The sequence below is a fragment of the Falsihalocynthiibacter arcticus genome, assembly GCF_000812665.2.
GTDB lineage: Bacteria > Pseudomonadota > Alphaproteobacteria > Rhodobacterales > Rhodobacteraceae > Falsihalocynthiibacter > Falsihalocynthiibacter arcticus.
Genome location: NZ_CP014327.1, coordinates 4,058,504 through 4,071,454 on the forward strand (window position 1 = coordinate 4,058,504; position 12,951 = coordinate 4,071,454).

A 12,951-nucleotide genomic window follows, 5' to 3' on the forward strand; every position below is an offset into this window, starting at 1 on the left:
AAGCTGCAAGATATATTGAAACCAATTCCCTTGCCCTACTCGACCATAGAGTTATGAACAGGCCAAGACTTGCACAAAGCACAACAGAAAAGAACCAAAATGCCAACAGCCCTCATTATTCTGGCCGCCGGACAAGGCAGCCGCATGAATTCGGACTTGCCTAAAGTTCTCCATAAGATTGCGGGAACAAGCTTGCTCGCACATGCGATGGGCTCAGCAGACGCCTTGATGCCCCAACGTTGTGTTGTTGTTGCGGGCCATGAGGCAGAATTGGTGCGCGCAGAAGCATTGTCGCTTGGCGTTGTGGATGTTGTTTTGCAGGGGGAGCAACTGGGGACCGGCCACGCCGTATTGCAAGCGCGTGACGCGTTGTCGGACTTTGACGGCGACGCCCTCGTCCTATATGGCGACACCCCGTTTATTTCGCCAGAAACACTGGAAAAACTCGCGGAGGCCCGCAAGGATCATGCGGTTGTCGTGCTTGGCTTTGAAGCTGCGGATGCTGGCCGCTATGGGCGCTTGATCACAGACGGAACTAAGCTGGATCGCATCGTGGAATTCAAGGATGCAACATCTGAAGAACGCGCGGTAACACTCTGTAATAGCGGCGTTATTGCCGCCGACTCTAAAGTACTTTTCGATCTTCTGGACGCCGTTAAAAATGACAATGCGGCAGGGGAATATTATCTCCCCGATGTGGTCGCCATTGCACGTGAACGCGGCCTCTCCGCAGGCTTCGTTACCTGCGATGAATCCGAAACCCTTGGCATCAATACCCGCGCCGAACTGGCCCGCGCGGAAGGCATTTTCCAAGAGATGAAACGCGCCGAAGCCTTGGAGAATGGCGTCACCCTGCTCGCGCCTGAAACAGTCTTTTTCGCGAGCGATACTTTTATTGGTCGCGACGCTGTGATTGAGCAAAATGTGGTTTTCGGCCCCGAAGTGACGATTGAATCCGGCGCGCTAATCCGCGCGTTTAGTCATCTTGAAGGGTGTCACGTGAGCCGTGGTGCGATCATCGGTCCTTATGCGCGTCTGCGCCCCGGAGCGGAAATATCCGAGGATGTGCGCATTGGAAATTTCGTTGAAATTAAAAACGCGACCATCGCTGAAGGGGCCAAAGTAAACCATTTGTCCTATGTCGGCGATGCGTCCGTGGGCTTGCGCAGCAACCTTGGCGCGGGCACCGTCACTTGCAATTACGACGGCGTCATGAAACATCGGACCGAAATCGGCAACGATGTTTTCATCGGCTCGTCAACAATGCTCGTGGCCCCTGTGAGTGTTGGCAATCGGGCAATGACAGCCAGCGGGTCGGTCATCACGACAAACGTGCCCGCCGAAGCCCTCGCAATCGGACGCGCGAAACAAGTCAACAAACTCGGTCTTGCAGAGAAACTCTTCGCGCGCCTGCAGGCCATCAAAGCGAAAAAATCGGCAGGTAAAAGCTAATGTGTGGAATTATTGGTGTCCTTGGACATCACGAAGTCGCCCCCCTTTTGGTCGAAGCCCTCAAACGGCTTGAATATCGCGGCTATGATAGCGCGGGGATCGCAACCGTTGAAAATGGCGTGTTGGATCGACGCCGTGCGGTTGGTAAATTGGTCAATCTCTCGGATTTACTTGTGCATGAACCACTGGCAGGAAAAGCAGGTATTGGCCACACCCGCTGGGCCACCCACGGCGCGCCAACGGTAGGCAATGCCCACCCGCATAAAGCTGGCCCCGTTTGCGTTGTTCACAACGGAATTATCGAGAACTTTCAAGAGCTTCGCCGCGAGTTATCCGACGCAGGTTATCGCTTTGACAGCGAGACAGACACCGAAACAATCGCCCTGCTTACCCAGTCTTATATGGACGGTGGCATGGACGCGATCACCGCGGCCAAATCCACAATTGGCCGCCTCGAAGGGGCCTTTGGTCTTTGCTTCCTCTTTGAGGGCCAAGGCGACCTGTTGATCGCTGCACGCAAAGGCTCGCCATTGGCGATTGGTCATGGCGACGGTGAAATGTTCATCGGCTCGGACGCAATCGCGCTTGCCCCAATGACAGACCAAATCACCTACCTTGAAGACGGCGACCACGCGATCGTCACCCGCGCTGGTGCCAAAATATTTGGGTCCGATGGCGCTCCCGTTAGCCGCCCGATCAAGACCGTTCACCTCGACGCGACACGCATCGAAAAAGCCGGCCACAAACACTTCATGGCTAAAGAAATCGCCGAACAGCCCATCGTTCTAGCAGAAGCCATGACCCACTATGTGCAAAATGGCGAAATCACCCTGCCCGAGGCGCTTGATTTCACCAAGTTCGACCGCATCACCATGGTCGCCTGCGGCACGGCCTATCTCGCCTGTCTCACGGCGAAATACTGGTTTGAACAAATCGCCCGCATCCCCGTTGAAGTGGATGTCGCCAGCGAATTCCGCTACCGCGAGCCCCCCATTCCTGCCCGTACATTGGCCATTTTCGTGAGTCAATCAGGTGAGACGGCCGACACTTTGGCGGCACTTCATTACGCCAAAGGCAAGGCCGACATGATCCTCTCGGTTGTGAACGTCACAGAGAGTTCGATGGCCCGTGACAGTGACCTCGCGCTGCCCATTCTGGCGGGCGTTGAAGTGTCGGTTGCATCGACTAAAGCGTTTACATGCCAACTCTCCCTTCTTAGCTTACTGACCCTCAAAGCAGCCCAACAACGCGGCAAAATCGACATAGGAACGGCGGCTAAACATCTTGAAAATCTCAAAAAAATCCCAAGCCTCATCAGCCATTCCTTGGCGATCAGCAGCGACGTCAAGAAGATCGCGCGCAAGATTGCAAAAGCAGAAGACGTGCTGTTCCTTGGGCGTGGCGCGATGTTCCCGCTTGCTCTTGAAGGGGCGCTCAAGCTCAAAGAATTGAGCTATATCCACGCTGAAGGCTATGCCAGTGGAGAGCTAAAACACGGCCCCATTGCCCTGATCGACAACAGGGTTCCGGTGGTGGTGATGGCCCCACGGGACGCCCTTTTTGATAAAACCGTTTCCAATATGCAGGAGGTTATGGCGCGCGGCGGAAAAGTCCTGCTGATTTCGGATGCCAAGGGGATTGCCCAAGCGGGACAAGGGGTTTGGGAGACACTTACCATGCCCGAAGTCGACCCCGTTTTTGCGCCCATCCTGTACGCACTTCCCGCACAGCTTTTGGCCTATTACACCGCGATTGCCAAAGGCACTGACGTCGACCAACCCCGCAACCTTGCAAAATCGGTGACTGTAGAATGAATATTGAAACGGCGATGGCCGCGCTTGCGGCGACAGGAAGCGAAATACAGGCCCTCCAGTTGCGCGCCTATCACAAGGCAGACCGCAAGTATCTTGGGATATCAAACCCAGAGGTTGACGCATGTGTCGCAACATGGCGCGCCGAACTTGACGTGCCGCAACGCGTTGAATTAGCACGCGCATTATGGGCCACCGATTGTCACGAAGCACGCATTGCGGCGGCAAAACTCCTGACGCAAGCGCGCTTGCGCCCCGACGAGGAAGCATGGGATCTCATCACGAGTTGGGTGCCAGATTTTGACGCATGGGCCATTGCGGATCATGCCTGTATTGCGGGCCAAAAACGGGTGGTCGTCGACCCTTCGCGCCTTAATGAGGTCGAGACATGGATCGACTCAGATCATATGTGGACCCGACGTGCTGCGCTTGTGATCACATTGCCTTGGACTAAACAAAACTTCCCGAAACCCGACGAAATCGCCGCACGTGAGCGCGTTTTGGCATGGGCCGCGCGGATGGTCGACGACAAGGAATGGTTCATCCAAAAGGCGATTTCGTGGTGGATTCGCGATCTTTCCAAACACGACGTGCCGCGCGCACAGGCATTTTTGAACGAATTTGGTCCACGCCTCAAACCCTTCGCCCAAAAAGAAGCCACGCGGCACATGAAGGATTACACGGTTCCACACCCCGCCCCAGAAGTCGAAGCCCCAACGTTTTCAGAGGGGTTTTCCGAAAACTAGCGGTTTCGCAAGGCGCGGCGCATGATTTTACCTGTGGCTGTCATCGGCATGGAGTCGATGGCGGTTACGGATTTTGGCGCGACGTGCGGGCTAATGCGTGCTTTCACAAGGGCGATCAACTCCTCCTCAAGCCCGTCCCAAATTGCCCCTTCCCTCAAGACGACATAAGCCGTCACGACTTCCGTGCGCAGCGCGTCGGGTACACCGATCACGGCGGCCATGGCCACAAATGGATGCGACGTCAAACAATTCTCGATTTCACTGGGTCCGATACGATAGCCTGCGGATGTGATCACATCGTCGTCACGCGATGAAAAACGGAAAAATCCCTCCGTGTCGCAGGACCCCAGATCGCCCGTTCGCAGCCAATCACCCGTGAATTTCGCGGCCGTTTCCTCGGGTTTATTCCAATAGCGCAAAAACATTGCGGGATCGGGCGCGTGGATCGCGATTTCGCCAATTTCCCCCGCAGGGACAATATTCCCGTCAGCGTCTATCACCGCAACTATATGCCCTGGCACCGCGCGCCCCATCGATCCGGGGCGATGTGTGTCGAACGACTTGGCCGAACAGACCACCAAATTACATTCCGTTTGCCCGTACAACTCGTTGACGGGAGCCCCCAGTGTTTTCTCAGCCCACATCAACAAATCCGCCCCTAAGCTTTCCCCGCCTGAGCTAATGGTGCGAATATTCACCCCTTCTGGAACCGGGGTTCCACGCATCAATTTAAGCGCTGTGGGCGGCATAAAGAGATTGCGAATTTGGTAGCGGGCGATCAGCGCGTAGGCCTCAACGGGGTCAAATTTGCGCATGCGACGACTGATCAGCGGCACACCGTAAAACAGACACGGCATCGCCATATCCATCAACCCGCCGATCCACGCCCAATCGGCGGGTGTCCAGCCACAATCGCCTTCGATCGGGAAGCCTTGGTGGTGTAATTCAATCGATGGGAGGTGTCCGTAAAGGAACCCGTGTCCGTGCAAGACCCCTTTGGGATCGCCGGTTGTTCCCGAGGTATAGATCAAGACTGCGGGTGTTTCTGGATGGGTCATTTCGCAGTCGAACGCGTCGTCATTTGCGTTGATTTCCTCCCAAAGGGACCGCACATCCCCTATGGCGGCTTCGGTTGAGTAAACCGTTTTCAAATCCGGCAAGTCGTTCCTTATTTTCGCAATCTTTTCAATACTCTCCCCATCAGTGACAACCACTCGCGCGCCACTATCCTGCAACCGGTATGTCAGGGCATCTTCGCCAAACAACGTAAAAAGTGGCAGGACAACCGCTCCCAATTTGTAAGCTGCAAAATGGGCCAACAAAACTGCGGGACCTTGGGGCAAAAGAACCGCAACCCGGTCCCCCCGCGATACACCCTGTGCCGCAAACGCCCCTGCCAAACGGTTTGAGGCGCGCCTCAAACCGTCATAGGTCCAGCGCTCTTCGCTGCCATCCTCGGCAACATGAATGACGGCCACTTTGTCAGGGTGCGAGCGCGCCCAACTGTCACAACAGGCCTCGGCAATATTGAGGTCCTGCGGGATATCCCAACGGAACGCGTCGCGCAGTTCGTCCCAACTTGGCACCGCATTGCCGCTCACATCAATCAATCGTCGAGACATGCACCCCTCCCAAGGCAGAACTTATGCAAACTAAGTAATTGTAATAAAATAACTCTACCTGTCTTTGTCCGTATTTTGTCACAACAATTTCTGGGGTGTCTCAAATAAAAGGAACTTATCCAAAAATAGGTAACGGTGAGGCTGCCCGTCCTGTCAGGCACCTATGCCATATTATGATTCGCAACCCTCAAATAGGAGAAATTGAATATGCGATTAACAGAAATTGAACGCGCGGCACTCTTGTCGCTGCCCCCTGTTGCCTTTGAGCGTTTTTTGTAACGCCATTGAGATATTCCCCCCGCTCAAGGGCAACTTTGGCAACAAGGCCAAGACTGAAATCAGCATCGCCAGCGCGTAGGATAAACGGTCAGCACAGCGCGGTGGAAAACTGCTTAACGATTACTCTCTGCCGCTGTTTTCGTTCACGGGCTCTAGCCAAATTTCACGCGTGATGGCGAAGGAAAGTATCGCGGCTTTAGTACTTGGTATTCTGGCATTAGGGAACGGCTATTACCTGCATTCACGGAGGTTATTTCAAGCAAAGGCTTCGGACTATGCTCAGGCCTCATAACCAAAATAGGACTGTAGCAGCGAGTGCGATTGCGGAGATGAAGAGGTTAGGGCATCGCTGAGAGGGTTGACCTGCGGTTATAATGAAATGAATTGGGCGACCTTTGGTGTAAGGGATTGCATGCAATTTGGTGTTCATTCCACCCTTTGTGAGCCCGATTAGGCGAGCAGTCCCCCCTTCTTCAACCGTAGGCTTGAAGCCGTACGGTGAGCCTTGAGGTCGGTCGCATCAATTGAGATTGTCGAGTTGTCAGGTGCCTCAGAAGCTATACCAGCCATAGTGTTGGTGAAAACACCCATATCACTCCAACGCTTCCACCTATTGTGTAGTGTCTTGGGATGGCCATAAGCCGCAGGCGCATCACACCATCGTAACCCATTGCGATTTATAAAAATAACACCACTCAAAACCCGCCTGTCATCAACTCGCGCTCGTCCCCTTGCTTTTGGAAAATAGGGCTGAAGGCGGACCATTTGCGCTTCCGTTAACCAATAAAGATGGCTCATAAAACCCCCATCTGACTCAGCTTTGTGAATCAGATACATCAATAATTCGAAACTCACTTAATACGTCCTGAGCCTACCAAAGGACATTAGGAAGCCTTTTAAAATGGTCGTGGAGGAATTATTGTTTTCTCTTAACGCAAATCCAAATAATTTAGAGCAAGTGAGATAGCGAACCTATCTACACGAGTTCACGCGGGATCCAGTTTTCAGGGGTAAACGACTATCTACGGCGAAAGATAGCGGCGCGTTTTTACGTACTGCCAAACAGAGGGTCAAGGCGGCGAATGTCGCCCTCTTGGGCGCTTTCGGTGGCCTTTTTCAGCCGGTGCATCATCCTGTCATCATCCAATCTGAAAACCGCTTTGGCCATGCCAGCCGGAGATTTGCCGAACTATGTTTTTGCTGGGGAAGTACGCACCAAATTGGTGAACCATTTTTCAACTCGCCCCTGTGTTATATAAGCAAGGCGTGTAACGGCCCCAAAAGCCCCAGAAATCACATTGGCAACACTTCTGAATTGCGAGATTTTCTTATGCGACAAGGTGTCGGTATACTCAAGCTTCATTTCAACCCAACCCTGACCAGCAGCGCCTACCGTCAAGTCGGTTAAAATTCTTTGCGAAGAAGCAGCCACCGATTGCGCTTTGGAAGGAGCGCCGACCGCAATCCATGTCAGACGCGATTTGGAAGCTTGGGACTGCTTCAAATTGAAATTACTCGATTGTGACTTGCTCCCTGTTCGGCACGGGCATAGGCTCGCTACATGACTGATCCCCTTATTGACCCCTTCTTGCGCCCGATCACATATTTGCGTCTGTCCGTAACAGACCGCTGTGATTTTAGGTGTGTCTACTGCATGTCCGAAGTGATGAATTTCCTGCCTAAAAAAGAGCTTCTAACTCTTGAGGAATTGGATCGCTTGTCCTCGGCCTTCATCGGCCTTGGGGTGCGTAAATTGCGCATCACTGGCGGTGAACCTTTGGTGCGGCGTGGTATCATGAGCTACTTTGAGTCCATGTCACGCCACCTGAAAAGTGGCGCGTTGGATGAGCTTACCCTCACCACAAACGGCTCACAATTGTCCAAATACGCGCAGGAATTGGCCGGATATGGGGTTAAGCGGATCAATGTCTCACTCGACACATTGAATGAAGAAAAATTTGCTGAGGTCACCCGCTGGGGGCGCTTAAACCAAGTACTTGAGGGGATTGAGGCCGCGCTTAACGCGGGGCTAAAGGTCAAACTCAACACCGTGGCCCTCAAGGGGTTCAACGAGAATGAATTGTTTACCCTCACCGAGTTTTGCGCCGCGCGCGACATGGATTTGACCTTCATTGAGGTCATGCCGATGGGCGACATCGGCGAACTGGAACGGATCGGCCAATTCTGGTCGCTGGAGGAGCTGCGCTCCACGCTGGCAACGAAATATACACTGGCCGATTTGCCCGATCGCACGGGCGGCCCCGCGCGGTATGTACGGATTGGCGAAACGCGGCAACGGGTTGGTTTCATCACGCCCCTAAGCCATAATTTCTGTGAAAGCTGCAATCGCGTGCGCGTCACTTGTACGGGCGAAATTTACACCTGCCTCGGCCAAGAAGGCAAATCCGACCTGCGTGCGCCCCTGCGTGCCAGCGAAGGCGACGAAGGCCTCCTACATGCCATTCGCGAGGCAATTGCGCTTAAACCCAAGGGGCACGACTTCGATTATTCGCGCCAAAAGCTCGGCGGCCAAATGACCCGCCACATGAGCCACACAGGCGGATAACCCCCGCTTCCTGCGCCAATTGGAATGAAAAAGGCCGGCCCAACGTATTTGTCGTGGCCGGCCTTTTTGTGTTTTTGCGACAGAATTAAACGGGCATCCGGCTTTCTGCCATTTCAACCCACCAGCTACATCCCGCAGGAATCGCGTTGTCGTCGAAATTATATTTAGGGTGGTGCACGGCTGCCGTGTCGCCATTGCCCATCAAAATATACGCTCCGGGACGTTCTTCGAGCATGAAGGCGAAATCTTCGCCGCCCATGACCAACGGTGCATCCGCACAAGCCCCAGAGACTTTCTCGGCCGCTTTTACTGCGTATTCGGTTTCAACCTCGTGGTTCACCATCACGGGATAGCCGCGCATGTATTTCACTTCGGCGGTGCCGCCCAACGCTTGAGCCGTCAGGGGCGCAATCGCTTTGATGCGTTCTTCTGCCAAATCGCGGACATCGTTTGATAGCGTGCGCACTGTCCCTTTTAGGTGCACCTTCTGTGGGATTACATTGAAGGCCTTACTCTCGGTTTCAAAGCTGGTCACCGAAACCACAACCTGCTCCACAGGATCCACATTACGGCTGGCGATGGTTTGCAGCGAGAGCACGATTTGGCTGGCGAGTACGGTAGTGTCCACAACTTCCTGTGGCTTAGCCGCGTGTCCGCCCTTGCCCTCTACGAAGATTTCGAACTGGTCCGTGGCGGCAAAAAACGCGCCTGGACGGATGGCAAAACTTCCCAGCGCATGGCCGGGCCAGTTGTGCATGCCATAGACCTCTTGGATGTTCCAGCGGTCCATCATGCCGTCTTCACACATCTCGCGCCCACCGCCACCGCCTTCTTCTGCGGGTTGGAAAATCACGATTGTTGTGCCGTCAAAATTGCGGGTTTCGCACAGGTATTTCGCCGCGCCAAGCAACATCGCCGTATGCCCATCATGGCCACAAGCGTGCATCGCCCCGGGAGTTTGGCTGGCGTATTCCACCCCAGTATCCTCAAGGATCGGCAAGGCATCCATATCAGCACGCAGGCCAATGACCTTATTTTTTGTGTCGGACTTGCCCCTGATTACCCCAACAACACCGGTGCGGCCAATGCCTTCGACAACTTCATCACAACCAAATTCCCGCAGAAGTTCGGCAACGCGAGCCGAGGTCCGGTGCGTTTCAAACAGGATTTCAGGGTGGGTGTGAAAGTCACGGCGCCATTCTGTAATTTCGGATAAAAGTTCGGAAAAACGGTTCTTTACGGGCATATCTTAATCCTGTGCGAGATGTGTAATAAGTCGTCTCATAAAGGCTTCTCCGGCCTCTAGTTGACGGATTTCTAAAAATTCGTTTGGTTGATGCGCCTGTGCAATATCGCCGGGCCCACAGACAACCGCCGAATGGCCACCCTCCTGAAATTGCCCAGCTTCTGTGGCATAAGAAACCGCATGCGTGGCGTTGTCCCCCGTTAAAGTACGGACGAGAGTTTCGGCGGCACCATTCACCTCAGGCGCCAAAGGAGGAACGCCAAAATCGGGAGAAATATCAATGCCGGTTTCGGAGTGGATGGCCTGCATTTCGGCCTCAATCTCTGAAACCTTCGCGCGCAAACGCTCTTCCCACATCCCTGTCGTCTCGCCGGGTACAACCCGAAAGGAGATGTCGAAATAGCAATCTTTGGCGGTGATGTTATGGGCCGTCCCTCCAGAAATTTTTCCAACGTGCGCCGTCGTATAGGGCGGATCAAATTCTGCGGCCAAGGGGCTGGGTTCTGTCTCAGCGTGCTTTGCATTCACAGCACTGGCCCACTGGATCAAGTCAGCACCAAACATGATTGCGGACACACCTCTGTGGATAAGGGAGCTGTGCACTTCAAAACCGCGCACATGGATTTTAAACCCGATACCGCCCTTATGACTGGTGACCGTTTTCATACTCGACGGCTCGCCAATAATCGCTGCCTGCGCCTTGGGAAGGGACGCCATCGCCGCAATCATCGGCGGGGCCCCAATACAGCCGATTTCCTCGTCATAGGACAAGGCAATTTGCAACGGGCGCTTGATACCCGCCGCCAGCGCATGCGGAACCGCCCAAAGCGCGAGGGCGTCAAACCCTTTCATATCCGCAGTGCCACGCCCGTAAAGTTTGCCGTCTTTTTCGACCACTTCAAACGGGTCAGTATGCCATGCTTGGCCCGCTACGGGCACAACGTCGGTATGCCCCGAAAGGATCACTCCGCCCGCCACCTTTGGGCCGACATTCGCAAAGAGCGAGGCCTTCTCGCCGGTTTCATCATAGACGCGAAAAGCCTCAACACCGTGACTGTTCAAATAGGTTTCAACCCATTCAACAAGCGGCAAGTTCGACCGATCGCTGACGGTGTTAAAACTCACCAGTTTTTCAAGGATCTCTCGGGCAGTCAGGGATATACCCATGTAAACTCCTTACCTTAAGTGCTTAAGGTAAATTATTATGAATTAAGGACAAAATGACCTTTTGAGACTTCAGCATAGGTCGAAGGCTCTGGCTGATAATCCTTCGGGAAAATGGGCGAAGGAATGGGCTTAAAGGAGACATCTGAACTGATTTTTCTACGCCGTGGATCCGCCACAGGCACCGCAGACATAAGGGACTGCGTATAGCTGTGTTGTGGGTTTTGAAACACTTCTTGGCGCGGTCCAATCTCGACAATACGCCCCAAATACATGACGGCCGTGTTATGGCTAACACGCTCGACAACGGCCATATCGTGGCTGATGAATAGCATCGCGATGCCGAGGTCGGCTTGCAATTCCATCAACAGATTGAGGACTTGCGCCTGCACCGACACGTCCAACGCGGACACAGCCTCGTCTGCGATCACAAGCTTTGGGTTCAACGCGAGGGCACGCGCGATGGCGATGCGTTGGCGCTGGCCCCCAGAAAGCTCATGCGGGAACCGTTTTAGGAAGCTGCGCGGCAATTCCACACGATCAAACAGGCTCGCGACACGGTCGGTCAACTCACTCCCTGATGCGAGGTTAAAATTGCGCATCGGCTCGGCGACCTGATCAATCAAGCGCACCTGTGGATTGAGGGAGGCAAACGGGTCTTGGAACACCATCTGCATATCCCGACGGGCCTTACGCAAATCCTTGGTGTTGAGGCCAAGAATATCGACGCCGTCCAAATCCACTTCGCCACTCAAAGGTTCCACCAGTCGTAAAATCGAGCGGCCACAGGAAGATTTTCCACACCCACTCTCACCAACAAGCGAAAGCGTTTCACCCGGATTGAGGGTGAACGAAACATCTTCAACCGCGTGCACATTGGCCACGGTGCGGCGCATCAAACCCTTCTTGACGGGGAAACGCGTGGTGAGGTTATTGACGGTCAAGAGCGGTTTGACGTCCTTTGGGGCCGCAGCATGTTTTGCTTTTGCCTTGGCAACAACGGCGGCATATTTATCTTCGTCGCCCATAATGCGCATTGGCTCAGGGGCGGGTTTTCCATCCATTTCACCCAGCCTTGGCACGGCGGCCAAGAGGGCTTTGGTGTAATCATGCTTTGGGGCTTCGAAGATTTGCTCGACGGTGCCCTCTTCCATCATGTTTCCACGATACATGACAATCACACGGTCCGCCATTTGCGCGACGACGGCCATGTCATGGGTGATGAACAAAACCGCAGTTCCGTGCTCGCGCTTTAGGCGATCAATCAGCGCCAAAATCTCGGCTTGAATGGTCACATCGAGCGCGGTCGTCGGCTCATCACAGATAAGCAAGCGCGGCTCGCAGGCCATCGCCATCGCAATGACAACCCGTTGCCGCATGCCGCCAGAAAGCTCGTGCGGGTATTGATCCAAGCGGTTTTCAGGCTCCGGAATGCGCACATCTCGCAGCAATTCGATGGCGCGCGTACGGGCTTGGGACTTGGACATTTTCTTGTGAAGAATCAGCCCTTCCGTCAACTGGCGTCCGACAGTAAAGACCGGATTGAGGGAGGTCATCGGTTCTTGGAAAATCATCCCAATTTCGTTCCCGCGAATACTGCGCATATCGTTAGCATCAATAGACGCGAGATCGATTTTACCCTTGGCCCCGCGATCAAAAACCATCGAGCCGCCGGCGATATCGCCACCGCCAAATTCAACCAATCGCATGATCGAAAGAGACGAAACTGATTTACCCGATCCCGATTCGCCCACCACACAGAGGGTCTCTCCGGGGCTGATCGAGAAGGAAATATCCTCGACCCCAATCACGATTCCGCTATTGGTTTCAAACTCTACGCGAAGGTTCTTAATGTCGATTAAGGGCTGATCCAGCATGGCTTTGCTTTTCTTTGTTTTTGATGCCCCCAACGCTAATCTTCGCGTGGGAGCAAAGTCAAACCCCTTTCCGTTTAGAAAGTTTTCGGCGAATAAACCTGCAACAATGCCCGAAAACTGACCATAAAAACCAAAATTTGTGCGTATCGCCGACTGATTTCGGCAAATAGAGCGTAACCCCACGCACA

9 protein-coding genes and 1 pseudogene are annotated in these 12,951 nt (G+C 53.9%); 4 read left to right on the forward strand and 6 right to left on the reverse strand.

Features of this window, described 5'->3' with window-relative positions; genetic code table 11:
- Positions 1-99: 99 nt before the first annotated feature.
- Genes glmU through RC74_RS19995 form a run of 3 tightly spaced genes read left to right on the forward strand, consistent with a single transcriptional unit; the run spans position 100 to position 4,009 of the window.
- Complete coding sequence (gene glmU / locus RC74_RS19985) at positions 100-1,452, forward strand: bifunctional UDP-N-acetylglucosamine diphosphorylase/glucosamine-1-phosphate N-acetyltransferase GlmU (protein ID WP_039000580.1); 1,353 nt, start codon at positions 100-102, stop codon at positions 1,450-1,452.
- Positions 1,452-3,266: a glutamine--fructose-6-phosphate transaminase (isomerizing) gene (gene glmS / locus RC74_RS19990; RefSeq protein WP_039000581.1), complete on the forward strand. Its 1,815-nt coding sequence runs from the start codon at positions 1,452-1,454 to the stop codon at positions 3,264-3,266. The genes glmU and glmS overlap by 1 nt, the downstream gene beginning before the upstream one ends.
- Positions 3,263-4,009 carry a DNA alkylation repair protein gene (locus RC74_RS19995; RefSeq protein WP_062628375.1) on the forward strand — a complete coding sequence of 249 codons (747 nt, stop codon included), beginning with the start codon at positions 3,263-3,265 and terminating at the stop codon, positions 4,007-4,009. The genes glmS and RC74_RS19995 overlap by 4 nt, the downstream gene beginning before the upstream one ends.
- On the opposite strand, the gene RC74_RS20000 is transcribed toward RC74_RS19995, so the two are convergent.
- From RC74_RS20000 to RC74_RS20010, 3 genes and pseudogenes are all read right to left on the reverse strand, one after another.
- Positions 4,006-5,631 carry an AMP-binding protein gene (locus RC74_RS20000; protein ID WP_052274631.1) on the reverse strand — a complete coding sequence of 542 codons (1,626 nt, stop codon included), beginning with the start codon at positions 5,629-5,631 and terminating at the stop codon, positions 4,006-4,008. The two genes, RC74_RS19995 and RC74_RS20000, sit on opposite strands and share 4 nt — an antisense overlap.
- A gap of 631 nt (positions 5,632-6,262) precedes the next feature.
- A pseudogene (locus tag RC74_RS20005) lies at positions 6,263-6,708 on the reverse strand (IS5 family transposase); the annotation flags it as partial.
- Between the two features lie 391 nt (positions 6,709-7,099).
- Positions 7,100-7,342, reverse strand: coding sequence for a hypothetical protein (locus RC74_RS20010; RefSeq protein ID WP_156477533.1), 243 nt, complete (start codon positions 7,340-7,342; stop codon positions 7,100-7,102).
- Between the two features lie 129 nt (positions 7,343-7,471).
- On the opposite strand from RC74_RS20010, the gene moaA reads away from it, so the two are divergent.
- Positions 7,472-8,476: a GTP 3',8-cyclase MoaA gene (gene moaA / locus RC74_RS20015; protein ID WP_038999830.1), complete on the forward strand. Its 1,005-nt coding sequence runs from the start codon at positions 7,472-7,474 to the stop codon at positions 8,474-8,476.
- 85 nt (positions 8,477-8,561) lie between these two features.
- On the opposite strand, the gene RC74_RS20020 is transcribed toward moaA, so the two are convergent.
- The 3 genes from RC74_RS20020 to RC74_RS20030 are packed head-to-tail and all read right to left on the reverse strand — an operon-like array spanning position 8,562 to position 12,763.
- Positions 8,562-9,722, reverse strand: coding sequence for a M20 aminoacylase family protein (locus RC74_RS20020; RefSeq protein WP_038999829.1), 1,161 nt, complete (start codon positions 9,720-9,722; stop codon positions 8,562-8,564).
- 3 nt (positions 9,723-9,725) lie between these two features.
- Positions 9,726-10,889 (reverse strand): acetylornithine deacetylase, encoded by a 1,164-nt coding sequence (gene argE / locus RC74_RS20025; RefSeq protein WP_038999828.1) that lies wholly within the window; start codon positions 10,887-10,889, stop codon positions 9,726-9,728.
- A gap of 35 nt (positions 10,890-10,924) precedes the next feature.
- The gene (locus RC74_RS20030) at positions 10,925-12,763 is read right to left on the reverse strand and encodes an ABC transporter ATP-binding protein (RefSeq protein WP_038999833.1); all 1,839 of its coding nucleotides are present in this window, start codon (positions 12,761-12,763) and stop codon (positions 10,925-10,927) included.
- Positions 12,764-12,951: the final 188 nt, after the last annotated feature.